The organism is Vibrio sp. Y51_MX_L26 (assembly GCF_024181935.1).
In the GTDB taxonomy this organism is placed as follows: domain Bacteria; phylum Pseudomonadota; class Gammaproteobacteria; order Enterobacterales; family Vibrionaceae; genus Vibrio; species Vibrio diabolicus.
In genome coordinates, this window is sequence record NZ_JAMZAS010000002.1 from 224,258 (window position 1) to 248,246 (window position 23,989).

Sequence of the window (23,989 nt, forward strand, 5' to 3'; positions counted from 1 at the left end):
AGGAATACACGTGGAAGTTCGTCATAACTGGACGCATGCTGAAGTGCGCGATCTCATGGAAAAACCATTCATGGATCTCCTATTCGAAGCGCAGCTTGTACATCGTCAATATCAACAAACCAACCATGTTCAAGTAAGCACGCTTCTGTCGATTAAGACAGGTGCTTGTCCAGAAGATTGTAAGTACTGTCCTCAGAGTGCTCGTTACACCACAGACATAGAGAAAGAGCGTTTGATGGAAGTAGAACGCGTACTCGATGCTGCGCAAAAAGCCAAAAATGCTGGTTCTACTCGATTCTGTATGGGTGCAGCATGGAAAAACCCGAAAGAGCGTGACATGCCGCATTTGACCGACATGATCAAAGGCGTGAAGGGCATGGGTTTAGAAACGTGTATGACATTAGGCATGCTGACGCCAGATCAAGCAAAGCAATTGGCAACCGCAGGTCTGGATTACTACAACCACAACCTAGATACCTCTCCTGAGTTTTACGGCAACATCATTACCACACGTACTTACCAAGACCGTTTAGATACGCTTTCTCACGTTCGTGATGCTGGTATGAAGATTTGTTCCGGTGGCATAATCGGCATGGGTGAGAGTGCCAATGACCGAGCTGGTTTGTTGGTTGAACTGGCTAACTTGCCGGTACACCCTGAAAGCGTGCCAATCAACATGCTGGTTAAGGTGAAGGGTACACCATTAGAAGAAGTGGACGACGTTGAGCCGTTCGACTTTATTCGTCTGATTGCAATAGCACGAATCATGATGCCTCAATCAGCCGTTCGTTTATCCGCTGGCCGTGAAAACATGAACGAACAAATGCAAGCGCTATGTTTTATGGCGGGTGCAAACTCCGTCTTCTATGGCTGCAAACTTCTGACGACACCAAATCCTTCTGAAGATAAGGACATGATGCTGTTTAATAAGCTTGGCATTAACAGACAAGAAGTGTCTCAAAAACCTGATGAAATCGAAGAAAACGAGTTGCTGGATCGCGTTCTAGAGCGCGTTGCTGCTCGTCCGACAAAAGACGACCTTTTCTACGATGCCAGCGTTTAAATCTCGTATCGAGTCCGCCCTTGCCGATCGTAAAGCGCAGGGGCTGAATCGTTCGATGAATGTGGTGTTTTCCGGCAACCAATCGATTTTGGAATACGAAGGCAGACGCTACATCAACTTCTCAAGTAATGATTATTTAGGCTTGGCTAATGACCAAGCGCTTGTTCGTGCTTGGCAGCAAGGTTTAAGCGTATATGGTAGTGGCAGTGGAGCATCACCGATGGTGACTGGTTTTAGTGCCGCGCACAGCAATTTAGAAGCGGCACTAACCGAATGGCTGGGTTACGAAAGGGCAGTCCTGTTTGGCTCTGGATTCAGTGCTAACCAAGCTTTGTTATTCACCTTGCTAGAAAAGTCAGACGTACTCATCCAAGACCGTTTGAACCATGCCTCGTTGATGGAAGCGGGGGCGTTGTCACCAGCTAAGATGAAGCGCTTCAAGCACAATGACATCGAACACCTGAAGTCGCTGATTAATAGCGAAGACAACCATCTAGTTGTGACTGAAGGGGTATTCAGCATGGACGGTGATTGTGCACCACTTGCTGATATCGCTGACGTCACCGGTAATCATGATGCATGGCTTGCTGTAGACGACGCTCATGGTATCGGTGTTCTAGGGGAATCTGGCGGTGGCTCATGTGAATTAGCGGCGGTTAATCCTGAGATACTGATCGTTACTTTCGGCAAAGCGTTTGGTATGTCCGGCGCGGCTATTTTATGTGACCACGCAACGGGGGACTTTTTAACTCAGTTTGCTCGTCATCATGTGTATTCCACGGCGATGCCTCCGGCACAAGCCTATGCGCTCACGCATGCTGTCTCGATGGTTCAAGAGCAGTCTTGGCGACGTGAAAAGCTCACAGAGTTAAGTGAAGTGTATCGAGATAGCCTCAGCGACGTTGAGGGCTTTGTTGATACTCAAACTTCGATTAAGCCGTTTGTGATTGGTGAATCTGATTTGGCTTTGCGAGTAGCAGGTGCTTGTCGCCAAAACGGTATTTGGGTTACTGCTATTCGTCCTCCAACAGTTCCGAAAGGGACGTCTCGTCTGCGAATCACACTCACTGCTAATCACACTAACGAACAAGTTAAAACGCTTTCAATGGCATTGAAGCAAGCATTAGGAACGCAGTAATGGATAATGCAGAGCAAATGAAGTTGGATTGCTTACTGCCTAATAAACAAGCGATCGCCGCTTCCTTTAGTAAAGCAGCTAACACGTACGACAAACATGCCGCTTTCCAGCGTGATGTCGGCCATCGCTTACTAGACAAACTTCCGAATGACTTAACTCATAGACGTGTTTTGGATTTAGGATGTGGTACGGGCTATTTTTCTCAACTTCTTCAAGAGCGTGGCGCTGAAGTGTTTTGTGTGGACATCTCTCAAGAGATGTTAAGCAAAGCTATGGTGCGCTGTGGCCATGAACGAATGAATTATGTGCTAGCCGACGCAGAAAACTTGCCTTTCGACGATACAAGCTTCGACTACGTATTCTCTAGCTTGGCTTTGCAATGGTGTGCCGATTTAAGTTACCCCCTGAGAGAAGTTCGTCGTGTACTAAAAGCTAATGGGAAGGCGGCTTTTTCTACCCTAGCTGAAGGGTCACTGTGCGAGTTGCGAGCATCATGGAAAAAAATTGATGCATATCAACACGTCAATAACTTTCTATCGCTCAATCAGGTAAAAATTGCGTTAGCGCAATCTCGATGTGACAACCATCAACTAGACTTGACCACCATCACAGTTTGGTACGACTCAGCATTTTCAGTTATGCGTGACCTCAAAGGTATAGGTGCAAATCACGTAAGCGGGCGCTCACATGGTTTAACCAGTCGAGAGACTTTGTTGCAAGTTGAGCATGAGTACCAAGCGTTTAAAAATGATCAAGGTCTTCTACCTGCAAGTTATCAGGTTTGTTTTGGAGTAATACATCTATGATTGATGCTTTTTTTATTGCTGGTACGGATACTGATGTAGGAAAAACGGTAGCGTCTAAAGCCATTTTGCAAGCGTTGGCAGCAAAAGGACTAAACACTATTGGTTATAAACCAGTGGCAGCAGGGAGTGATAAGACTGAAGCTGGATGGCGTAACTCTGACGCCTTACATTTACAAGCGGCCGCGACACTTGATGTCGCTTATGATGATGTGAATCCATACGCTTTAGAATTGCCAGCTTCTCCTCACATCGCGGCAAAACATGAACATGTCGAAATAAAATACGAACTCCTCAGTGAAAAGCTGGCTCAACACAAGCAGCAAGCTGATGTCGTTCTCGTTGAGGGCGCTGGTGGTTGGCGTGTGCCTGTGTCAGATACCGACTGTTTATCTACTTGGGTACAAGCAGAGCAGTTACCCGTGGTCTTGGTGGTTGGTATTAAATTAGGTTGTTTGAGCCATGCTTTACTCACGGCTGAGAGTATTAAAGCGGATGGCTTGAATCTTGTTGGTTGGGTGGCAAACCGAGTGAACCCTGGCACCGAGCACTATGCTGATATTATCGAGATGCTTGAAGCGCGTATCGGTGCGCCTAAGCTTGGCGAAATCCCATACATTCCAAGTGCTAAGCGCAAAGAGCTGGGCAAGTACATTAATGTCGAGCCTTTGCTAAATACTGACTGATTGTGTTTAAAATACTAAAAACCAAAGGGCTGCGTAATGCAGCCCTTTTTTATTGGTGTAATCTATAACATCAGATTACTTATCTTGGCTAAGCCCCATCAATGCTTGCTGAGTTTCTGCAACACGCTGAGACATATGATGATCGGTTGAAATACCAAGTTGTTGCTTCGCCTCATCCTCTGAGATGCCTAGATGACAACGTAGTAAATCAATAGCCATTTGATAGTCGTTAGTTTCTACCATGGTTTTTCCCTCAATACATGGAAGTTTTGAGCTCGCCTAATGTACCTTTTTAATGTACTTAGAGTGGCTCTGTTTTGTTCATCTCGTTTGAATCTAGCATGTCCATGTCACCGCACAATAAGACCAAAGTCTATAGCGGGGCTAACATACTGTTTTTGGTCTAGTAAAATATTTCTAGCTAAGTTGCCTAGAGGTGATAGATTTAACATCAAGGTCATCCATTGATAGATGAGGTGCGATTCAAAGTACTTTTCATTACGGAAAGGAATGAATATGAATGGAGGTAATGGCTCTTATCAGAACGTGCCTAGAAATCGCTTGAACATAATCTTTCAGTCTCGAAAACAAATGTTGCAATTTATTGCTTAACCTTGTTTTTATCGCGGATAGACTATATCTATAACGCACGGAGCATGAAACTTAGCGGAATTGGCTTTTACAGCGATTACCACCTGTTCCTTATAACAATCCGTTTTAAAAAAACGATAAGCTTCCTCGGAGAAAAGTAATGAAGCGAATTATGTTATTCCTAGCAACTAACCTAGCTGTCGTGCTAGTGCTTAGTGTTGTTCTGAATATTGTTTACGCTACCACTGGAATGCAACCTGGCAGTCTTTCTGGTTTGCTAGTTATGGCCGCCATATTTGGTTTTGGTGGTGCACTGATTTCGTTGATGATGTCAAAGGGCATGGCACTGCGCTCGGTTGGCGGTATGGTCATTGAAAGTCCGCGTAACGAAACTGAGCATTGGTTAGTCGAAACTGTGGGTCGTCAAGCTCAGCAAGCGGGTATTGGTATGCCAACGGTGGCTATTTATGACTCACCAGATATCAATGCATTCGCTACGGGTGCAAAGCGAGATGACTCTCTTGTCGCGGTTTCCACTGGCCTTTTACACAATATGACTCGTGATGAAGCAGAAGCGGTACTGGCCCACGAAGTGAGCCATATTGCAAATGGTGACATGGTCACGATGACATTGATGCAAGGCGTTGTGAACACGTTTGTTATCTTCCTATCCCGTTTTATCGCCAATATTGTGGCATCGAACGATGATGAAGAAGGTCAAGGTACAAACATGATGGTTTACTTCGGTGTATCTATGGTGCTTGAGCTAGTGTTTGGTTTCTTAGCAAGCTTTATTACCATGTGGTACAGCCGTCATCGCGAATTCCATGCCGACGCAGGTGCTGCTCACTTAGTTGGTAAAGAGAAAATGATCGCGGCATTGGAACGTTTGAAGATGAGTCACGAATCTCAACTTGATGGCACAATGATGGCATTCGGTATCAATGGCAAGCAGTCATTGACTGAGCTACTGATGAGCCACCCTCCGCTAGATAAACGTATTGCAGCGTTACGTAGTCAGCAATACTAGTTGTAAAAACTGACAGCGCACGCGAAAGTAATCGTTAATTTCCTGAAAAGGCTTGGTTTTGACCAAGCCTTTTTTTTGATCGATTGATCGCTTGCGAGATCCATCACGTATCTACCTACAGAAACAAAGTTATACAAAATTATTTTTGTACAACTTTTAAAGAATGAACTATCTTGTACATATAATAATTTTGTACAACTTGATGGGCATGTAGGAGTAAACACATGGACATACAGTCTGTTGGCAATATCTATCAAAAGCTGAATAAAGCGAACTTACATCTGCTTAAAGACGCATATCACCAAGATGTCGTCTTTGAAGATGCTGCTCATCGTTTAGAAGGGTGGCCTGCACTTTCAGATTACTTCACATCATTATATGCCAACGTCATAAGCTGTGACTTTGTTATCCACGAACATCAACAAGTCGGAGATACTGGCTTCCTAACGTGGACCATGGATCTTCAGCATCCCAAACTTCAAAAAGGTGCACCTATTCTCGTTAATGGTGTGTCGCATCTTAAGTTCAGTGAAGGCCAAGTTATTTATCACCGAGATTACTTTGATCTCGGAGAAGTGCTTTACGAAAACTTACCTTTACTTGGCTCAGTCGTAAAAACCATCAAGCAGAGGTTAGGACAATGAACAATACTATCTTAATCACTGGCGCTACCTCCGGAGTAGGGAAGCAATTGGCTTTAGATTACGCGAACTCTGATTGGAGCGTTATTGCTTGTGGACGAAACAAAGACGTTCTTGCTGAATTGGGGGCTGCTTCTTCTAATATCCATACATTACAGTTTGACGTGACAAACCATGAACAAACTCAGCATGCGCTGTCCAGTTTGCCTTTCACGCCGAGTACCTGGGTTTTTAATGCAGGGGATTGTGAGTATATGGATAACGGTGTGGTTGACGCGAAACTCATGGCGCGTGTGATGAATGTAAACGTCGTTGGTGTTGCTAACTGCGTAGAAGGTTGCCAACCACACTTAGATAAAGGGCATCGCATCGTTATCGTGGGTTCTATTGCTTCAGAAGTTGCGTTGCCAAGGGCTGAAGCCTACGGCGCTTCTAAGGCTGCTGTGAGCTACTTTGCTCGCACATTAGCTGTTGATTTGAAGAAGAAGGGCATTCAAGTGGTGACCGTGTTCCCAGGCTTTGTGGAAACCCCGTTAACTGACAAAAATGACTTCGAAATGCCGATGATTATTTCTACGCGGCAAGCCTCGAACTCTATCAGAAAACAGTTGGCTGCCAACAAGACTCACATCTATTTCCCCGCGAGGTTTACCAGTATTTTACGTTTTATCTCGTTACTTCCATACAGTTGGCAAGCTCGCCTAACTGCTAAACTCGTGTCATAAGAAGGAATAAAAATGAAAACAGCAGGAAGAAAGAAGATAGCGATTGTGGGGACCGGAATTTCTGGCCTTACGTGTGGTTACTATCTACATAAAGAGCACGATGTCACCGTATTTGAAGCTAACGATTACATTGGCGGGCACACCGCGACGGTGGATGTAAAACTCGATGGTAAAGAATATGCGATTGATACGGGATTTATCGTTTACAACGATCGCACTTATCCTAATTTCATCAAAATGATGAACGAGATTGGTGTCGAAGGATTGCCAACCCAGATGAGCTTCAGCGTAAGAAACGACGGCAATGGCTTGGAATATAATGGTCACACCGTGTCGACATTATTTGCTCAAAAGCGCAATTGGGTAAATCCTAAGTTCTATCGTTTTATCTTTGAGATCCTTCGTTTCAACAAACTTGCCAAAAGCGTCGCTAGCAAACAATCGAGTCATTCTCAGACGCTAGGTGAGTTTCTTGATGAGCACAACTTCAGTACTTTCTTTTCAGATAACTACATTTTGCCGATGGGCGCTGCAATTTGGTCTTCGACTTTAGCGGATATGCGCGCATTTCCGCTGATGTTTTTCCTTCGCTTTTTCTTAAATCACGGATTGCTTGATGTCACTAACAGGCCGCAATGGTATGTAATTAAAGGTGGCTCTCGTGAGTACATTCCACCTTTGACTCAAGGTTTTATCGATAAAATTCGACTCAATAGTCCGGTAGAAAAAGTGCTACGTAGTGAGAATGGTGTGGGTTTAAAAGTCAACGGTGAAATGCATTGGTTTGATGATGTCATCTTTGCTTGTCACAGTGATCAAGCGATGAACATGTTAGGTGACATTAGCCCAGTCGAGCAAGAGGTGCTGGGTAATATGGCTTATCAAGCGAATGAAGTGGTGCTTCACACTGATACGAGTTTACTTCCAAAGCGTAAAGCGGCGTGGGCTTCGTGGAACTACCTACTGGAGGGCAGTGAAGACGAACAGCAACGTCTCCCTTCGCTTACTTACAACATGAATATTCTCCAACATGTTCAATCTGAGCACACATTCTGTGTCACGCTAAATAGCACTGAGCAGATCGAACCGAGCAAAGTATTACGGACGTTTACCTATCACCATCCAGTGTTCTCCACCGACTCTATCGCTGCACAGCAACGTAAAGAAGAGGTGCAAGGGCTGAACAATACTTGGTTCTGCGGCGCTTATTGGTACAACGGTTTCCACGAGGATGGCGTTCGCAGCGCATTGGACGTAGTGAAAGGGCTTGAAGAGAAATATCGCGTTCAAACTGCTGTCAACTTAGAAAAAGGTGCAGCGTGATATGGATAGCCAAATGAACAGCCAGTTGTTTGTTGGCAACGTTCGACATCGCAGGTTCACGCCGATAAAACATGAATTGAACTACTCATTGTTTATGCCAGCTATTGACGTCGATGAGCTAAAAAAACTAGAGGAAAAAGTTTGGGGTTTTGGCTCTCGTTGGTGGCATTGGGCACGCTTTAAACGCAGTGACTATGTTGGTGAGGGCTGCTTAAAGGTGGCCGTGCACGACAAAATTGAAGAGTTAACAGGTGTTCGTTGTACCGGCAAAGTCATCGCTGTTTGTCATTTGCGCTATTTAGGACTTTATTTTAGTCCGGTGAATTTCTACTACGTTTATAACAAAGAAGGGGAATGGAAATACCTCTTAGCTGAAGTCAGCAATACACCTTGGAACGAGCGTCATTACTACGCAGTCGCTGCTGAGCAAAACGATGAAAACTTTGGATGGGAACAAGAGAAAGCCTTTCATGTTTCTCCGTTTAATCCAATTGACCAACAGTATCACTGGAAGATTAAACCACTGACGGACAAGTTAAGGATTCATCTTGAATGCCACAAAAGCGAAAAGCACTTTGATGCGACGATGACAATGAAAGCTCAAGTGTTTTCGAGCAAAAGCTTATCGAAGTGTTTGATCGTTACGCCAATACAGACGGTAAAAGTAATGGTTGGTATTTATTGGCACGCATTAAAACTTTGGGTGAAAGGCGCGCCTTTTTATTCTCATCCTAAATATTCAACACACGACGAAATAGAAGCCGACACTAAAAAAACAGACAAAAAAAATAAAAAGCACAAGGAGAATTCTGCATGTTAAATACCAGTTCTATGACATTGCCGCGCAAATTGACGACAACACAAAAGGCGGCTCGCGGAGTTATTTTTCAATGTCTGCAAAAAATGGAAATCGGCAGCTTAACTGTTATTGAAAGCTTTAAGACGGAAACGAAAGAAAGAAGCGAGCGCTTTAATGCGCCCAACGGTGAATACAGCGGTCAGCCTGTTGTGGCGACGATTGAGGTAAAGCATCCTGGCTTTTACTCGCGAATCTTGCAAGGTGGCAGCATTGCGGCGGGTGAGGCTTATATGGATGGTTGGTGGGACAGCCCGGATCTAACCTCGTTAATGAAACTTATGGCTCTCAATATGCGAGCGCTAGATAAACTTGAAGAGAAAGGAAGTTGGCTGACTAAAATACTGTACAAGTTCAGTCATTGGACCAACCGCAATTCTCAAGAGAACTCTCGTAAAAACATTCATGCGCATTACGACTTGGGCAACAATTTGTACGAGTCATTTTTAGACGACAACATGCTGTACTCATCGGCCTTATATGTGCAAGACAACGATACTTTGGAACAAGCGCAAATCAACAAAATGGATCGTTTGTGCCAGCAACTTGAGCTTCAACCATCCGATCGAGTGATTGAGATCGGTACAGGGTGGGGGGCTATGGCCATTTACATGGCAGAGCAATATGGTTGTCATGTAACGACAACGACGATTTCTGAAGAGCAGCATGCTTACGCTGAACAAAAAATTAGAGAGCGAAATTTGGGCGACAAGATCACTCTATTAAAACAAGACTATCGAGACCTTTCGGGTCACTACGATAAGTTAGTCTCGATAGAAATGATCGAAGCGGTTGGAAAACAATTTTTGCCTTCCTACATCAAGCAATGCCAATCATTACTCAAGCCGGGTGGTTTAATGGCAATTCAAGCCATCACTATCGCTGACCAGCGTTATGATTACTACAGTAACAACGTTGACTTTATCCAGAAATACATCTTTCCAGGTGGGTTCTTACCTTCGGTTACATCTTTAACTCAAGCTGCGACCAAATACAGTGACTTGGTGGTGAGAGACTTATTTGATATTGGCTTGGACTATGCGAAAACCTTGAGCGAGTGGCACTCTAGATTTAATCAAGCTGAAGAGCACGTACGCTCTCTCGGTTATGACGACCGCTTTGTCCGCATGTGGCGCTATTACCTGAGCTATTGTGAAGGCGGCTTTTTAGCTCGAAGTATCAGTGCCGTTCACATGACATTCCAGCGACCTTAAACCGTTATGAAGTTGCTGATTGCCTCTACATGGTTCCAGCTCTGTTGGTTCTCTGCAGTGCTTGGGACCTATCAATGGCAGTGGCTAACACTGATCTTAACATTTATTACTCTTGTCTATTGTTGGAGGACGGACGCTTCTGCCTTGAAGCACATCGCGAGTATCGTTTTGGCGGGTGTAGTGCTCGATACGCTCAATCAACAGTTTTCTGTTTTTGTCTTTCCAACACAATGGTTACCCATTTGGTTGTTGTGCCTTTGGGTTCTGTTCTCTTGGTATGCCTATCAGCTCAAGCCTGTTTTGTACCGTTTCCCAAAAATCTACGTATCAATTGTAGGTGGCGTTGGAGGAACCGTCAGTTACTACGCCGGTTACAAGCTCCAAGTCGTTGAATATGGATTTAATACCAGCGTTACGTTGGTCATTCTATTTGCTGAATGGTTTGCCATGACGCTTTTGATACTCAAGGTATACGGATATGAAAAGCTTGAAGAGAGATTTAACCCAGAGGCTGATTAAGGTAGTTGCTTCTCTAGTAGTTATGGGCTCCTTTGCTCTACAAGCTCAGCCAGTTGGAAACAGTGAAAACGCAGATAAGATGTCGAGTTGGGAGGGGTGGAAAACTGTCGGTGAGGCACAACTCACATGGTTCATCTTCGATATATATCAGTCTCGACTAAAAGCACCCGATGGAAAGTTCATTGTAAATGGCGATGTATCACCACACCCTCTGGCATTGGAAATTAACTATCAAAGAGACATCAGCAAGCAGCAGTTGCTTGATGTAACTGATGAGCAATGGGCAAAACTTGGTTTTACTGAATCATATCGAAAAAGTTGGATCAGTGAACTAAACCGTATGTTCCCTGATATAAAAAAAGGGGATGAGCTTACTTACTTAACCGATGGTAAAACTGGTCAGCTTCTTTACCGACAAGCTGGCATTGCACAAATCAAGACAGTCGGCTTCGTTCAAGATGAGCGAATGAACGATGCGTTTTTGTCTATATGGTTGTCACCTAATACAGAGTTCCCAAAACTTCGAAAACAATTAATAGGGCAGGTTAGATAGTGCTTAAACGAATTTTAAAATCAGTCGCCTTGGCTGCTGCGGCCTTACTTTCAGCATGCTCAGCAGGTATCGATAATTATCAATCATCTACACCGACTTTTGATTTATTCGGCTATTTTGAAGGCGAAACAAAGGCGTGGGGGATGGTCCAAGATTACACTGAACAACAAACTCGTCGTTTTGAAGTCGACATCGTGGGTACTGTGGAAGGTAACACGTTGACGCTGGTGGAAGACTTTGTGTTTGATGATGGAGAAGTTGACCAGCGAATTTGGGTTATTACCAAATTAGAAGATGGACGCTATGAAGGTAAAGCAGAGGATATTATTGGTGTAGCAACAGGGGCTGAGCAAGGCAATGCGTTGCAGTGGCGGTATGACTTTGAGTTGCAAATGGATGACTCAACAGTAACGGTCGCTTTTGATGATTGGCTTTATCGTCAGGACGAGAAGCATGTTTTCAACCTCACCAAAATTAAAAAGTTTGGTATAGAGGTCGGGACAATAACCTTATTCTTCCAAAAACAGCCATAATAGTTGAGGGGTTTATCCTCTGTATTACTACCAAATAACCGAAATTATTTCTTCCTAACTAAAAAGGTTGACGCTTTCACGTCAACCTTTTCAATTGCAGATCATCAAGGTGTGATTACAGCTTATCTGTCAGCTCAACCGCTTGACCAATGTAGTTCGCTGGCGTCATCTCTTTCAGACGTGCTTTCTCGTGCTCAGGGAGCTCAAGCCCGTCGATGAAGTTGCGCATTGCTTCGCCGTCTACACGCTTACCACGAGTTAGCTCTTTTAGCTTCTCATATGGCTTCTCGATGCCGTAACGACGCATAACTGTTTGTACTGGCTCTGCTAGTACTTCCCAGTTTTTATCTAGTTCAGCAAGAAGCGCTTCACGGTTTACTTCTAGCTTGCTGATACCTTTTAGCGTAGAAGTGTAAGCGATGATTGCGTAGCCAACACCAACACCAAGGTTACGTAGAACCGTTGAGTCAGTCAGGTCACGTTGCCAACGAGAGATAGGCAGCTTTTGTGCTAGGTGGCCGAATACTGCGTTCGCAAGACCTAGGTTACCTTCAGAGTTTTCAAAGTCGATTGGGTTAACTTTGTGCGGCATTGTTGAAGAACCGATCTCACCAGCAATGGTTTTTTGCTTAAAGTGGCCTAATGCAATGTAACCCCAAACGTCACGATCGAAGTCAATCAGGATAGTGTTGAAACGAGCGATAGCGTCGAACAGCTCAGCGATGTAATCATGCGGCTCGATTTGTGTTGTGTAAGGGTTCCAAGTTACGCCTAGAGACTCTGTAATGAATTCTTCAGAGAACTTGTGCCAATCTAGCTCTGGGTAAGCAGAAAGGTGTGCGTTGTAGTTACCTACTGCACCGTTGATTTTCGCTAGGATCTCAACGTTTTCGATTTGCTTGAATTGACGCTCCATACGGTACGCCACGTTTGCCATTTCTTTACCCATTGTAGATGGAGAAGCAGGCTGGCCGTGTGTACGAGATAGAAGAGGAATGTCGCGGTATTCAACTGCGAGTGCTTTGATAGCGTCAATTAGGTTACGGATTTCTGGAAGAATCACTTGCTCACGTGCTTCTTTTAGCATTAACGCATGAGAGGTGTTATTGATGTCTTCAGAAGTACATGCAAAGTGGAAGAACTCATTAACAGCGTGCAGTTCAGGAACGTCTGCTACTTTCTCTTTTAAGAAGTACTCAACCGCTTTAACGTCGTGGTTAGTTGTACGCTCGATTTCTTTAATACGGCGTGCATCTTCTTCAGAGAAGTTAGCAGCAAGGTCGTCTAGGAATTGGTTAGCTTCTGCGCTGAATGCTGGCACTTCTGCAATTTCAGCAGTAGCCGCTAGCTTCTGTAGCCAACGAATTTCTACGATAGTACGGTATTTTAGTAGACCGTACTCGCTGAAAATTTCGCGTAACGCAATCGTCTTACTTCCGTAACGGCCGTCTACTGGTGAAACAGCAGTCAATGCTGACAGTTCCATGATGTTCTCCTGAATTGGGTTTCTAAATTTCGTGAGCGTTATACCAATAACTGTGGCAATTGTCACGAATATTGCGCAAACGTTTGCGCGGGATTTGTTTTATTCGAAAAAAAGTAGCTCGCGATAAACGCGAGCTAGCAGAGTATTCTACATTCTGGCTAACAGGATTTGAGCCTGTTCGACCATTTTCTTTCGGCCAAAAATTAGATGACGACGTTTACCGCCTACTTGGCGCCACAGAACAGCACTACGAATGCCAGATAGCAGTAGAGCACGGACTTTGTGTTGGCTGGCCGTTTGTTGCAGTACAGAAGGCGTGCCTGTTACTTGAATGCGTGGTCCAATAGGGCTAACAACATCCAAGTAGATGCTCGCTAAATTGCTGATCATTTGATCATCGAGCAGTTCAAAATGCTCTGACTGACGTTTGGCCATTTGGATACGGTCACCAAGCTGGGACATGGCATCGTTGCGAGCGCTTAACTTACGTTCTAGTGCCATTAAGCTAATGATGTAACGAGTGATCTCACTGCCTGATGGGGTGCTATCAATCCCTTTAACCAGACACTCCAGACCGAGCTTTAGATCGGCTTCGCGACCGAATACGCCAACGGTGTTAGCAGGGTTTGTGTTCAAAATAGCGTTGATTGATGTTTCAAAAGCATCTTGATCACAATGCCCGTTTCTCGCAACTTGTTGAACCAAAGCGACAGCTTGGCAAATACCAGCGAAAGCGATAGTACGGTCATAAAGTGTATTCGCCACGTAACGACTCCTAAGCTTGAGAATATTTAATGCGTTGCTCGATGATGCCGCCACCTAGACATACGTCATCTTTATAAAACACTGCTGATTGACCAGGCGTCACTGCAATTTGTGGTTCATCAAAGATCACTTTAATGTTTTCATCATCGATCGGGATGATTGTACAAGGAATATCTTCCTGACGGTAACGAGTTTTCACTGTGCACTTCATAACATCGCGAATTGGCTCACGATCTACCCAGTGAAGTTGTGACGCAAGTAGACCTTCTGATTTTAGCATCGGGTGGTCTTTACCTTGGACTGCGATTAGCACGTTACGCTCTAGGTCTTTTTCACCAACAAACCACGGCTCTTCATTACCACCGCCGCCTTTACGGCCACCGATGTGTAGACCTTTACGCTGACCTAGTGTGTGGTACATCAAACCTTGGTGTTGACCGATCACTTCGCCTTCTGGCGTTTCGATATTACCAGGCTGAGCAGGAAGGTAACGACCTAGAAAGTCGGTAAATTTACGCTCACCGATGAAACAAATACCTGTCGAGTCTTTCTTCTTCGCTGTTACTAAACCTTGCTCTTCCGCAATACGGCGTACTTCAGGTTTCTCTAAATCACCAACAGGGAAGAGGCTACGGCCAATTTGTTCGTGGCTTAGTGTATATAGAAAGTAGCTCTGGTCTTTGTTGCCATCTAGGCCACGCAACATCGCTGGTTTCTCACCGTTATCCGGGAAAGAGCGACGTACGTAGTGACCCATTGCAATGTAGTCAGCATCAAGCACTTCATCAGCGAATTCTAGGAATGCTTTGAACTTGATTTCTTTGTTACAAAGAATGTCAGGGTTCGGTGTACGACCCGCTTTGTATTCAGCAAGGAAGTACTCAAATACGTTATCCCAGTATTCGGCAGCAAAGTTGATGGTGTGTAGATGAATGCCTAGCTTGTCACATACTGCCTGAGCATCAGCAAGATCTTCTGCTGCTGTACAATATTCTTCGTTGTCATCTTCTTCCCAGTTCTTCATGAACAGGCCTTCTACTTGGTAGCCTTGTTGCTTGAGAAGATACGCAGAAACAGATGAATCAACGCCGCCGGACATACCGACGATGACTTTCTTTTGGCTGTTATCAGACATTACTAAACACCACTTAAATAAACGGGATGCAGATTCTATCAGAATCCACAGACCGGTGACAGATCCGAGATCGAAATCACAATTCGTTTCGCTGCATTTTTCTTCAACAGAAATTCGAACGGGCAATTTCGCAAGTATAGAAGAGGTATATATGGCATAGTTGGCAAAAATCCAAGAGGAAAGTCCAAATGACCGAAGAAAACCAGTTTATGCAAGAAGCCGAGTTGATTGAAATTGTTGAAAACCAACTTGAGGACGGCAATCCATTAAAAGTTAAAGAGACGCTAATGCGCTTAATGATGACAGGGACACCTAGAGAAGAAGCGGTTGCAATGATGGCATGTGCCATGTCGATTGAAATTTTCGATGTGATGAAAAATGAAGGTGAGTTCAACCTAAAGCGTTACTGCGAGCACCTTGAGCAACTGCCAGATCTAAGTTTTATGGAAGGTGAATAAGGAGTCTAGAAGAAAAAAGTGGCTAGCAAACGTTTGCTATAATTGCTTTTATTGCCGCTTTATTATTAGCGGTATAGAATCCGTTCTCCTTTTCATCCCCTTACTCAGACTGACAATATGAAATTTCCTGGACAACGCAAATCGAAGCACTATTTTCCTGTTCATGCTCGTGACCCGCTGGTGAGCCAAGCACAAGAAAGCAAGAAGATGACGCGCACTCACATCATTGGTATTGACCAAACTTTGGTTGATATTGAAGCTAAAGTTACAACGGATGTGATTGAAAAGTACGGTCTGAGTAAAGGTCACTCTTTGGTTATTGATGACGAAAGAGCAGAAGAGTTGTACCAGCAACTTAAAGAAGAGAACTTAATTACCAATGAGTATGCGGGTGGCACAATTGGTAACACGCTACACAACTACTCTGTGCTAGCAGATGATCGCTCTACGCTGCTTGGAGTGATGAGCCAGGATATCAAAATTGGCAGCTATGGCTACCGTTACCTTTGTAATACATCAAGCCGCATGGACTTGAACTATCTACAAGGTGTTGATGGCGCTATCGGTCGTTGTTTCGCTCTTATTACAGAAGATGGTGAACGTACTTTTGCGATCAGTGAAGGGCAAATGAACCAACTGCATCCTGATAGCATTCCAGAAAAAATCTTTAAAAATGCATCGGCGCTTGTACTAACGTCATATTTAGTACGTTGTAAAGAAGGCGACCCAATGCCTGAAGCAACAATGAAAGCGATTGAGTACGCGAAAAAGAATGATGTACCTGTTGTTCTGACTCTTGGGACGAAGTTCGTTATTCAAGATGACCCGAAATATTGGCAAGAATTCATTCGAGATAACGTTTCAGTCGTTGCGATGAATGAAGATGAAGCAGAAGCACTGACGGGTGAGTCAGACCCACTTGCTGCATCTGATAAAACACTGGAGTGGGCAGATCTAGTATTGTGCACCGCGGGGCCTGTAGGCCTATTTATGGCGGGTTATACGGAAGACAGCGCGAAGCGCGAAACTTCTTTGCCATTACTTCCGGGGTCAATCGCTGAATTTAATCGCTATGAATTTAGTCGTCCGGCGAAAAAAGATACATGTGAAACACCAATAAAAGTGTACTCACATATCTCGCCATATATGGGTGGTCCAGAAAAAATCAAGAATACCAATGGTGCAGGTGATGCTGCGTTATCTGCTGTTCTTCATGATATGGCGGCAAACAAATACCATAAAGAAAATGTGCCTAATTCAAGCAAGCACAGTAACGAATATTTAACTTACTCTTCTTTTTCTCAAGTATGTAAATACGCAAACCGTGCGAGCTACGAAGTTCTCGTGCAACACTCTCCACGTTTGTCACGTGGGCTTCCTGAGCGAGAAGATAGCCTAGAAGAAGCATACTGGGAACGTTAATACACAGTAGTTTAATTAACCATTCTATAACTAAAGTAAAAGGCGCATTTTTTAATGCGCCTTTTTTTATTTGTAATGAACCAAATAAAAAAGGCTCCCATTGGGAGCCTTTTAAAAAATAGCGCGAATTTAGATCAGGAAATCATCCAGAGATTTACCTGCATCAAGTTGCTCTTGAATTGCAGAAGGTGTACGACCTTGGCCTGTCCAAGTCTTCTCATTACCGTTTGAGTCTGTGTATTTGTATTTAGCTGGACGAGGTGCACGCTTCGCTTTGCCTTTCGTCTTAGTTTCGCCAGATAGCGCAGTAATAAGCGCTTCTACGTCAATACCGTCTTGAGCAATTTTCTCTGCGATCTCTGCTAGCTTAGCTTCTTGCTCAGCTTGTGCTGCACGTTCTGCTTCTTCTGCTTCACGACGCTCTTCTACGACAGTAGTTAGTTTATCTAGAGCTTCTTCCAATTGTTCTAGAGTCAGCTCACGAGAAAATGCACGAAGGCTACGGATATTTAGAAGGGTTTTAGTCAGCTCTGACATAACGATTCCTATTAAAAGGTTAATGTGTTGGGCACTTTTTATCGTTACGATTAAATAATGCCAATCTATAAATAAACAAAGAGTCCTTATATTTAACTTTATCTTTTCCTTATGTGCAAATACTAAATCAAGATTTTGTTTAAATTTAGCTATTTTTTTAAAGCAATAAATATTATTACACTCGAAATAAATCTTATTAGATGAGAATTGAAATCAACACTCGTTATTGTATAGAGGTAGAGCTAGCTTGGTTTTTATAAAAAAAGTTGAGTTATTACTTAAAAATATGAAGCGTCCATCTTTGATGGAGTGTCATATATCCTTAATTTATTGATACAAGATAAACCATGATATTTTTAAGGTAGTAATAATGTTTCATAAATAACAAAATTGATGTGATTTCAGTTGCACAAAACTAACTTGAAGTAGACAAGGTTTATAAATTATCTCAGTCATTATTTATTTGTTTAATTTAGTTTGATGTGTTGCATTGACTCTCATCATAAGTACAATGGCTGCTACCTGATGCAATATTGCAGACAATTTGTTGTTAATTTGTACAGTTAGTGGTTAATTGTTTGTTGTTGCCGTAGAGGCGCGGTCTCGAAGAGTAGCTATTATTGGGGTGATGCCAATGAATAATAGTGGAAGGCGAAGATTGCCGAAGTAAGTAACTCATCAAAGTTACTTGCTGGGGTTGTATCTGAAAGGAACAACACTGCCATAGTATATATTCACATTAAACTATGGAGCGCTACTGTAGGGTTGGGTGGAGTGTTCGCTTCCCTGTCGCTAAGTTCAACATGAGCACGTATCGTATGCTACGTGACTTGTCTGCAGTAGATCTCTAGCCAAACTTTGGTTTTTGAAGATCATGAATTTAATAGATTTTTCTAGTTCTCCTGTTTCATTATTGCCACCTATTGTCGCTTTGACTTTGGCGATCTTGACTCGACGTGTATTAGTTTCCTTAGGTGTAGGTATCGTGCTGGGTGCGGTTCTACTTAATAGCTGGTCTATCGGTGATACCGTTAGTTACGTGAGTTCTCAAGTTTCTTCTGTCTTTATTGAAGATGGCGGAATTAACACTTGGAACATGAGCATTGTTGGTTTCCTAATCTTATTAGGTATGACAACTGCATTATTAACGCTATCTGGTGGTACTCGTGCATTTGCCGAATGGGCACAATCTCGAGTGAAGAGTAAACGCGGCTCCAAACTTCTTGCTGCCTTTTTAGGCGTATTCATTTTTGTCGACGATTACTTTAACAGTCTTGCTGTTGGTGCCATTTCTCGTCCAGTGACCGATCGTTTTTATGTGTCTCGCGCGAAGCTTGCATACATTCTAGACTCAACTGCTGCACCAATGTGTGTGATCATGCCTGCTTCTAGCTGGGGTGCTTACATTATTACGATTATCGGCGGTATCTTAGTCTCACATGGGATCACTGAGTATTCGGCTCTTGGCGCGTACGTTCGTCTTATTCCAATGAACTTCTATGCAGTTTTTGCACTGCTTATGGTGTTTGCTGTGGCGTGGTTTGGCCTCGATATCGGTAAGATGCGTGAGCATGAAATCTCTGCATCTCAAGGTCGCGGCTTTGATAAAGACAAAGAAAACGACTCGCAAGAAGCGCATGATCTAAACGAAGAGCTAGATATCCGTGAAAGCGAAAAGGGTAAAGTGTCAGACTTGGTACTTCCTATCGTGACGCTGATTATTGCGACTATCGCTTCTATGCTTTACACGGGTGGCCAAGCATTGGCTGCTGACGGCAAAGAGTTTGCGCTTCTAGGTGCGTTTGAAAATACAGATGTAGGTACATCACTAATCTACGGTAGCTTGCTTGGCTTAGCAGTTGCACTGTTTACTGTTGTGAAGCAAGGTCTTCCAATGGGTGAAATTGCACGCACACTTTGGATTGGTGCGAAGTCTATGTTTGGCGCGATTCTAATCCTGGTATTTGCCTGGACTATCGGTTCGGTTATCGGTGACATGAAGACGGGTTCTTACCTTTCTACAATGGCGCAGGGCAATATCAATCCACATTGGCTACCGGTTATCCTATTCTTGTTGTCTGGTCTAATGGCATTTTCAACCGGTACTTCTTGGGGGACGTTCGGCATTATGCTTCCAATCGCGGGTGATATGGCTGGTGCAACCGATCTTGCGCTAATGCTCCCAATGCTAAGTGCAGTTTTAGCCGGTGCCGTTTTTGGTGACCATTGTTCACCTATCTCCGATACCACTATTCTGTCGTCGACTGGTGCACGTTGTAATCATATTGATCACGTATCGACCCAGTTGCCTTATGCATTGTCCGTGGCGCTAGTTTCCTGTGTTGGCTTCATTACTTTGGGGATGACTGCGTCAATTGCATTCTCATTCATCGCTGCATCAATCACATTTATTATTGTATGTGGAGCACTTTCTTGGTTGTCGAAGTCTAAAATGGCATCGTGTCAAAATGTCTAGTACAGCTCAGTGTTTTTAATAAAGAGGAAGCTCCGCTAAATTTAGCGGAGCTTTTTTTAACGCGATTTAGGTGAGGGGGGCAATCGCGTTTTTGGGGATAATCGTTTCGTGTTAAAGCGAGCTATTTGTGTTCTGAGCACTCCTTTCTGTGCTGTGATAGAAAATCTATCAACCGACTTCTTCTTAGCTCCAAGCAAAGACTGTGCCTAGTTTAAGTTGTTGATTTTAAAGGCGGTAATATCAAGAGGTTTATGATGAGGGGCTAAGTAAATGATATATGATGTGTTGTCTGTTACACAGTGTCACGTTACACCTGTACAGCAACTAAACATTTAAGTTGTATTTCTTTATTAGGCGATAAAGCGTTGTTCTTGAAATACCAAGATGACGTGCAGCCGCACTCATATTGTGCTTATTTTCTTCGATAGCTTGCAGTAGGTAGTCGAGATCAATTTGGTCCACTGAAGGGAGTAATTGCCTTTCATTATTATCAAGGCCCAAGTCAGCGACGAGAAGCGTGTGATCTTCACACATGACAATCGCTCGTTGAATTACATTTCGCAGTTCTCTTACGTTACCTGGCCAACGATGCTTGAGGAGCTTGGCTTTCACTTTATCCGACATTTTTTGTACCTGACCATGAGACAAATCTGTCAAGAAGTGTTCTGATAACATGAGGATATCTTTCCCACGCTTTCTCAGTGGAGGAATAGTTAATGGCAAGATATTAAGCCGATAGAATAAATCTTCACGGAATCCACCTTGTACAACCTCATTTTTCAAATCCACGTGGCTCGCAGCAATGACTCTACAGTCCACGTCAATGAATTTATCAGCGCCGACTTTATGGATTTGCTTACTCTCTAAAAAGTGCAGAAGGTGGATTTGTAGATCCGGCGGCATATCACCAATCTCATCTAGGAATAGGGTACCTTTATGTGCTTTTTGAATAAAACCGATACGATCTGAAATCGCTCCTGTAAATGCTCCTTTTTCGTGACCGAAAAGTTCGGACGCAATAAGACCACTTGGAATTGCGCCGCAGTTAACTTCAACAAAAGGTGCCGAGTGTCTGTTCGACAACTGATGAATAAGACGAGCACAGAGACCTTTGCCCACCCCTGTTTCACCCTGAATGAGTACTTCAGCATCACATTGAGCGTACTTTTGGATTGCCGTGCGAAGTTCTTGGATACATGCACTATTGCCGATTAATGGGTATAGTGTTGTATCGCTGAAATCCACAGCTTGTTTGTTACTACCGTTACGCAGTTTCATGGTTAATCACTATTTTTTGCCCCACTCAAATAATAGTTTTGAATGAGTCGTCTCAAACGTGAGTGGATGTCTCTTTATTGAGAATGATGTCAATTACTAAGAGCGGTGAGATCTAAATAGTTGTTTTGATGAAAATTCATACTATTCTTCTTTTTCTTTAAGAATAGGGTTGAATAGAAACCTAATTTCTACCCATATACTCAACTGAAATTAAATTTAAATCCTTTAAAATCAAGCTATTATAAAAAATAGTTAGAAAATGCTAAATTCAGTATTGAAAAATATAGAATCCTTGGTTAGTGTGGTTACTAACGAAGCAACTCAATAGAGCCTTAAATAAGTATGCGTAATTTTGTAATGAACATTCATCACCATCATCACCCAATCTAGTCTTTCGGGCGATGCACGCATACCCGGGAGGCAGGAAACTCCCGGAGGTGAAATCAAAGTAAAAGCAGATTTTAAACCCTCGGGAGACTCCAATCTCTCGAGGGTTTTTTAGTTTTATTAATTCAAAAATTACTTAGATATCAAAATCTTGCACAGGGAAAAAGCAATGCAAACACAACGCTTAAGAATCGCAATTCAGAAAAAAGGTCGCCTTAGCAAAGAGAGCCAAGCTCTGCTAAAACAGTGCGGCGTAAAATTTAATGTAATGGGTGAGCGTTTAGTGGTTCACTCGGAGAACATGCCAATTGATTTGCTTTTGGTTCGTGACGATGACATCCCTGGCTTGATCATGGATGGTGTTGTTGACTTAGGTTTCATTGGTGAAAATGAATTGGAAGAAGTTCGTCTAGATCGTAAAGCTCTGGGTGAACCATGTGAGTTTGTACAACTTCGTCGACTTGACTTTGGCGGTTGTCGCTTGTCTATCGCTATCGACAAGGATGAAGAGTACAACGGTCCACAAGACTTAGCCGGTAAGCGTATTGCCACAACTTACCCTCAACTCCTAAAAGCTTACATGGATGAAGCAGGCGTTCCATTCTCCACATGTATGCTAACGGGCTCTGTAGAAGTTGCACCTCGCGCAGGTCTAGCTGACGCTATTGCTGATTTGGTATCGACTGGCGCAACGTTAGAAGCGAATGGCTTAAAAGAAGCGGAAGTGATCTTTAAATCTAAAGCGACGCTGATTCAACGTATCGGTGAGTTTGATGCAGACAAAACAGCACTGATTGAAAAACTACTGACTCGCATGCAAGGCGTACAACAAGCGAAAGAGTCTAAGTACATCATGCTTCACGCGCCAGCTGAAAAGCTCGATCAAATCAAAGCACTACTTCCTGGTGCTGAGGATCCTACGGTTCTTCCTCTTTCTGCAGATAAGCAGAAAATGGCTGTTCACTTAGTGAGTTCTGAAAACCTGTTCTGGGAAACCATGGAACAGCTAAAAGAGTTAGGCGCTAGCTCAATCCTAGTGCTACCAATTGAAAAAATGATGGAGTAAACATCATGAGAACAGTCGTTTGGCAATCTTTAAGTGAAGAGCAGCAAGATTCGATCTTAGAACGTCCTGCTATTGCAGAAGGTGCAAATATCACTGCAGCAGTGTCTGAGGTTATCGCTAAAGTTAGAAATGAAGGCGACTCTGCTCTCAACGAGCTGACAGAAAAGTTTGATCGCGTTAAACCTGAGTCCATTCGTGTTTCTTCTCAGGAAATTAAAGCTGCTTCAGAGTGCTTGTCTGAATCAATGAAAAATGCATTAGAGCAAGCTTATGCCAATATTTCTAAATTCCACAAAGCGCAAAAGCCACAGCCAATTAAAGTTGAAACTCAACCGGGTGTGCTTTGTGAACAGGTAACACGTCCAATTCAAAAAGTGGGTTTGTACATTCCTGGTGGTAGCGCGCCATTGCCATCGACGGTTTTGATGCTGGGCGTGCCTGCGAAAATTGCCGGCTGTCGTAAAGTTGTGCTTTGCTCTCCGCCTCCAATCGCTGACGAGATCCTTTACGTAGCAAAACTGTGTGGCATTGATGAAGTGTACAACGTCGGTGGTGGTCAAGCTGTTGCTGCAATGGCATATGGTACAGAGACCGTATCAAAAGTTGATAAGATTTTTGGCCCGGGTAACGCTTATGTGACGGAAGCAAAGCGTCAGGTGAGCAATGATTTCCGTGGCGCAGCGATTGATATGCCAGCGGGTCCTTCGGAAGTTCTTGTGATTGCGGATGAAACAGCGGACCCAGATTTTATTGCGGCGGACCTTCTAAGTCAGGCAGAGCATGGACCTGACTCTCAAGTTGTACTTGTGACGCCATCAGCCATTATTGCAGATCAGGTGACAGATGCCGTTCGTCGTCAATTGAAAGAGTTGTCTCGTTCAGAGATTGCAGAAAAAGCGCTCGCATCGAGTTTAATCATTATTGCTGAATCGATCACCCAAGCGATCTCTATTTCTAATTATTATGGCCCTGAGCACTTAATTGTTCAGACTAAGAACCCACGCGAGCTTCTGCCTCTATTAGACAACGCAGGTTCGATCTTCCTTGGTGATTGGTCGCCTGAATCTGCAGGTGATTACGCATCGGGCACTAACCACGTTCTTCCTACTTACGGTTACACACGGACATATTCAAGCTTAGGTTTGGCTGATTTTTCTAAACGAATGACGGTTCAAGAGCTTTCAGCTGACGGTCTTAAAAATCTTGCGCCAACGGTTGTCACCATGGCTGAAGCAGAAGGTCTGGACGCCCACAAACGTGCTGTTACTATCCGTGTAGAAAAATTAGCAAGTAAGTAAGAATAA

The 23,989-nt window shown here is 43.6% G+C and carries 24 protein-coding genes, 1 riboswitch and 1 other annotated feature; of the genes, 18 read left to right on the forward strand and 6 right to left on the reverse strand.

Annotated features, from left to right (window positions below; all coding sequences use genetic code 11):
* Positions 1–10: 10 nt before the first annotated feature.
* From bioB to bioD, 4 genes are read left to right on the forward strand one after another with little or no spacing between them, the layout of a single operon-like run.
* Entirely contained in the window at positions 11–1,063 is a 1,053-nt protein-coding gene (gene bioB, locus NL645_RS07160) for a biotin synthase BioB (RefSeq protein WP_253651484.1), read from the forward strand.
* Positions 1,050–2,201 (forward strand): 8-amino-7-oxononanoate synthase, encoded by a 1,152-nt coding sequence (gene bioF / locus NL645_RS07165; protein ID WP_253651485.1) that lies wholly within the window; start codon positions 1,050–1,052, stop codon positions 2,199–2,201. Before bioB ends, bioF begins: the two co-directional genes overlap by 14 nt.
* A complete protein-coding gene (gene bioC, locus NL645_RS07170) occupies positions 2,201–3,007 on the forward strand; it encodes a malonyl-ACP O-methyltransferase BioC (RefSeq protein ID WP_253651486.1) in 807 nt (268 codons plus the stop codon). The genes bioF and bioC overlap by 1 nt, the downstream gene beginning before the upstream one ends.
* The gene (gene bioD, locus NL645_RS07175; protein WP_005390831.1) at positions 3,004–3,690 is read left to right on the forward strand and encodes a dethiobiotin synthase; all 687 of its coding nucleotides are present in this window, start codon (positions 3,004–3,006) and stop codon (positions 3,688–3,690) included. Before bioC ends, bioD begins: the two co-directional genes overlap by 4 nt.
* A 75-nt stretch (positions 3,691–3,765) precedes the next feature.
* Here bioD and NL645_RS07180 read toward each other — a convergent pair whose 3' ends face one another.
* Positions 3,766–3,933 (reverse strand): hypothetical protein, encoded by a 168-nt coding sequence (locus NL645_RS07180; RefSeq protein WP_005378215.1) that lies wholly within the window; start codon positions 3,931–3,933, stop codon positions 3,766–3,768.
* A 508-nt stretch (positions 3,934–4,441) separates the two neighbouring features.
* Between NL645_RS07180 and htpX the strand changes: the two genes are divergently transcribed.
* The 9 genes from htpX to NL645_RS07225 all read left to right on the forward strand — a co-directional run bounded on the left by htpX (position 4,442) and on the right by NL645_RS07225 (position 11,675).
* Positions 4,442–5,311 carry a protease HtpX gene (gene htpX, locus NL645_RS07185; RefSeq protein WP_005390832.1) on the forward strand — a complete coding sequence of 290 codons (870 nt, stop codon included), beginning with the start codon at positions 4,442–4,444 and terminating at the stop codon, positions 5,309–5,311.
* Positions 5,312–5,535: 224 nt separating this feature from the next.
* Positions 5,536–5,955: a nuclear transport factor 2 family protein gene (locus tag NL645_RS07190; protein WP_253651487.1), complete on the forward strand. Its 420-nt coding sequence runs from the start codon at positions 5,536–5,538 to the stop codon at positions 5,953–5,955.
* Complete coding sequence (locus NL645_RS07195) at positions 5,952–6,677, forward strand: SDR family oxidoreductase (RefSeq protein ID WP_253651488.1); 726 nt, start codon at positions 5,952–5,954, stop codon at positions 6,675–6,677. Before NL645_RS07190 ends, NL645_RS07195 begins: the two co-directional genes overlap by 4 nt.
* A gap of 12 nt (positions 6,678–6,689) precedes the next feature.
* Positions 6,690–8,000, forward strand: coding sequence for an NAD(P)/FAD-dependent oxidoreductase (locus NL645_RS07200; RefSeq protein WP_074191108.1), 1,311 nt, complete (start codon positions 6,690–6,692; stop codon positions 7,998–8,000).
* Between the two features lies 1 nt (position 8,001).
* On the forward strand, positions 8,002–8,820 hold the full coding sequence (locus NL645_RS07205; RefSeq protein ID WP_065645363.1) for a DUF1365 domain-containing protein: 819 nt from the start codon (positions 8,002–8,004) through the stop codon (positions 8,818–8,820).
* Positions 8,814–10,070 (forward strand): cyclopropane-fatty-acyl-phospholipid synthase family protein, encoded by a 1,257-nt coding sequence (locus NL645_RS07210; protein ID WP_253651489.1) that lies wholly within the window; start codon positions 8,814–8,816, stop codon positions 10,068–10,070. Before NL645_RS07205 ends, NL645_RS07210 begins: the two co-directional genes overlap by 7 nt.
* Positions 10,071–10,076: 6 nt before the next feature.
* A complete protein-coding gene (locus NL645_RS07215) occupies positions 10,077–10,589 on the forward strand; it encodes a DUF2878 domain-containing protein (RefSeq protein ID WP_046874769.1) in 513 nt (170 codons plus the stop codon).
* Complete coding sequence (locus tag NL645_RS07220) at positions 10,549–11,142, forward strand: chalcone isomerase family protein (protein WP_046874770.1); 594 nt, start codon at positions 10,549–10,551, stop codon at positions 11,140–11,142. The genes NL645_RS07215 and NL645_RS07220 overlap by 41 nt, the downstream gene beginning before the upstream one ends.
* An 11-nt stretch (positions 11,143–11,153) precedes the next feature.
* Positions 11,154–11,675 carry a DUF3833 domain-containing protein gene (locus NL645_RS07225; protein WP_047008804.1) on the forward strand — a complete coding sequence of 174 codons (522 nt, stop codon included), beginning with the start codon at positions 11,154–11,156 and terminating at the stop codon, positions 11,673–11,675.
* A 115-nt stretch (positions 11,676–11,790) separates the two neighbouring features.
* Here NL645_RS07225 and purB read toward each other — a convergent pair whose 3' ends face one another.
* The 3 genes from purB to mnmA form a co-directional block, all read right to left on the reverse strand.
* On the reverse strand, positions 11,791–13,161 hold the full coding sequence (gene purB, locus NL645_RS07230) for an adenylosuccinate lyase (protein ID WP_005390853.1): 1,371 nt from the start codon (positions 13,159–13,161) through the stop codon (positions 11,791–11,793).
* A gap of 147 nt (positions 13,162–13,308) precedes the next feature.
* Positions 13,309–13,926, reverse strand: a complete 618-nt coding sequence (hflD, locus tag NL645_RS07235; protein WP_046874772.1) for a high frequency lysogenization protein HflD — start codon at positions 13,924–13,926, stop codon at positions 13,309–13,311.
* A gap of 10 nt (positions 13,927–13,936) precedes the next feature.
* Positions 13,937–15,061: a tRNA 2-thiouridine(34) synthase MnmA gene (gene mnmA / locus NL645_RS07240; protein WP_005390857.1), complete on the reverse strand. Its 1,125-nt coding sequence runs from the start codon at positions 15,059–15,061 to the stop codon at positions 13,937–13,939.
* A gap of 188 nt (positions 15,062–15,249) precedes the next feature.
* On the opposite strand from mnmA, the gene NL645_RS07245 reads away from it, so the two are divergent.
* Positions 15,250–15,519 carry a hypothetical protein gene (locus NL645_RS07245; protein ID WP_005390859.1) on the forward strand — a complete coding sequence of 90 codons (270 nt, stop codon included), beginning with the start codon at positions 15,250–15,252 and terminating at the stop codon, positions 15,517–15,519.
* A 117-nt stretch (positions 15,520–15,636) separates the two neighbouring features.
* On the forward strand, positions 15,637–16,941 hold the full coding sequence (locus tag NL645_RS07250) for an inosine/guanosine kinase (RefSeq protein ID WP_005390861.1): 1,305 nt from the start codon (positions 15,637–15,639) through the stop codon (positions 16,939–16,941).
* A gap of 129 nt (positions 16,942–17,070) precedes the next feature.
* On the opposite strand, the gene NL645_RS07255 is transcribed toward NL645_RS07250, so the two are convergent.
* On the reverse strand, positions 17,071–17,478 hold the full coding sequence (locus tag NL645_RS07255) for an H-NS family nucleoid-associated regulatory protein (protein ID WP_005390863.1): 408 nt from the start codon (positions 17,476–17,478) through the stop codon (positions 17,071–17,073).
* Between the two features lie 582 nt (positions 17,479–18,060).
* Positions 18,061–18,243, forward strand: a riboswitch (Lysine riboswitch).
* A gap of 109 nt (positions 18,244–18,352) precedes the next feature.
* Here NL645_RS07255 and tet(35) point away from each other — a divergent pair.
* The gene (gene tet(35), locus NL645_RS07260) at positions 18,353–19,954 is read left to right on the forward strand and encodes a tetracycline efflux Na+/H+ antiporter family transporter Tet(35) (RefSeq protein WP_005390865.1); all 1,602 of its coding nucleotides are present in this window, start codon (positions 18,353–18,355) and stop codon (positions 19,952–19,954) included.
* A gap of 324 nt (positions 19,955–20,278) precedes the next feature.
* Here the strand turns inward: tet(35) and NL645_RS07265 are convergent, their stop codons facing one another.
* The gene (locus NL645_RS07265; protein ID WP_005390867.1) at positions 20,279–21,232 is read right to left on the reverse strand and encodes a sigma-54-dependent Fis family transcriptional regulator; all 954 of its coding nucleotides are present in this window, start codon (positions 21,230–21,232) and stop codon (positions 20,279–20,281) included.
* 365 nt (positions 21,233–21,597) lie between these two features.
* Positions 21,598–21,735 (forward strand) — a sequence feature (His leader region).
* A gap of 53 nt (positions 21,736–21,788) precedes the next feature.
* On the opposite strand from NL645_RS07265, the gene hisG reads away from it, so the two are divergent.
* Complete coding sequence (gene hisG, locus NL645_RS07270) at positions 21,789–22,685, forward strand: ATP phosphoribosyltransferase (protein ID WP_005390869.1); 897 nt, start codon at positions 21,789–21,791, stop codon at positions 22,683–22,685.
* Positions 22,686–22,690: 5 nt separating this feature from the next.
* On the forward strand, positions 22,691–23,983 hold the full coding sequence (gene hisD, locus NL645_RS07275; RefSeq protein WP_253651490.1) for a histidinol dehydrogenase: 1,293 nt from the start codon (positions 22,691–22,693) through the stop codon (positions 23,981–23,983).
* The last annotated feature ends 6 nt before the right edge of the window (positions 23,984–23,989 follow it).

Bases quoted from the DNA above. Each gene is read 5' to 3' on its own strand.
- NL645_RS07190 (WP_253651487.1), top strand. From the start codon at position 5,536: ATGGACATACAGTCTGTTGGCAATATCTATCAAAAGCTGAATAAAGCG.
- NL645_RS07195 (WP_253651488.1), top strand. From the start codon at position 5,952: ATGAACAATACTATCTTAATCACTGGCGCTACCTCCGGAGTAGGGAAG.
- bioC (WP_253651486.1), top strand. From the start codon at position 2,201: ATGGATAATGCAGAGCAAATGAAGTTGGATTGCTTACTGCCTAATAAA.
- NL645_RS07200 (WP_074191108.1), top strand. From the start codon at position 6,690: ATGAAAACAGCAGGAAGAAAGAAGATAGCGATTGTGGGGACCGGAATT.
- purB (WP_005390853.1), bottom strand. From the start codon at position 13,161: ATGGAACTGTCAGCATTGACTGCTGTTTCACCAGTAGACGGCCGTTAC.
- NL645_RS07250 (WP_005390861.1), top strand. From the start codon at position 15,637: ATGAAATTTCCTGGACAACGCAAATCGAAGCACTATTTTCCTGTTCAT.
- NL645_RS07205 (WP_065645363.1), top strand. From the start codon at position 8,002: ATGGATAGCCAAATGAACAGCCAGTTGTTTGTTGGCAACGTTCGACAT.
- bioD (WP_005390831.1), top strand. From the start codon at position 3,004: ATGATTGATGCTTTTTTTATTGCTGGTACGGATACTGATGTAGGAAAA.
- htpX (WP_005390832.1), top strand. From the start codon at position 4,442: ATGAAGCGAATTATGTTATTCCTAGCAACTAACCTAGCTGTCGTGCTA.
- NL645_RS07180 (WP_005378215.1), bottom strand. From the start codon at position 3,933: ATGGTAGAAACTAACGACTATCAAATGGCTATTGATTTACTACGTTGT.
- hisG (WP_005390869.1), top strand. From the start codon at position 21,789: ATGCAAACACAACGCTTAAGAATCGCAATTCAGAAAAAAGGTCGCCTT.
- NL645_RS07210 (WP_253651489.1), top strand. From the start codon at position 8,814: ATGTTAAATACCAGTTCTATGACATTGCCGCGCAAATTGACGACAACA.
- mnmA (WP_005390857.1), bottom strand. From the start codon at position 15,061: ATGTCTGATAACAGCCAAAAGAAAGTCATCGTCGGTATGTCCGGCGGC.
- NL645_RS07215 (WP_046874769.1), top strand. From the start codon at position 10,077: ATGAAGTTGCTGATTGCCTCTACATGGTTCCAGCTCTGTTGGTTCTCT.
- NL645_RS07265 (WP_005390867.1), bottom strand. From the start codon at position 21,232: ATGAAACTGCGTAACGGTAGTAACAAACAAGCTGTGGATTTCAGCGAT.
- bioF (WP_253651485.1), top strand. From the start codon at position 1,050: ATGCCAGCGTTTAAATCTCGTATCGAGTCCGCCCTTGCCGATCGTAAA.
- hisD (WP_253651490.1), top strand. From the start codon at position 22,691: ATGAGAACAGTCGTTTGGCAATCTTTAAGTGAAGAGCAGCAAGATTCG.
- NL645_RS07220 (WP_046874770.1), top strand. From the start codon at position 10,549: ATGAAAAGCTTGAAGAGAGATTTAACCCAGAGGCTGATTAAGGTAGTT.
- NL645_RS07245 (WP_005390859.1), top strand. From the start codon at position 15,250: ATGACCGAAGAAAACCAGTTTATGCAAGAAGCCGAGTTGATTGAAATT.
- NL645_RS07255 (WP_005390863.1), bottom strand. From the start codon at position 17,478: ATGTCAGAGCTGACTAAAACCCTTCTAAATATCCGTAGCCTTCGTGCA.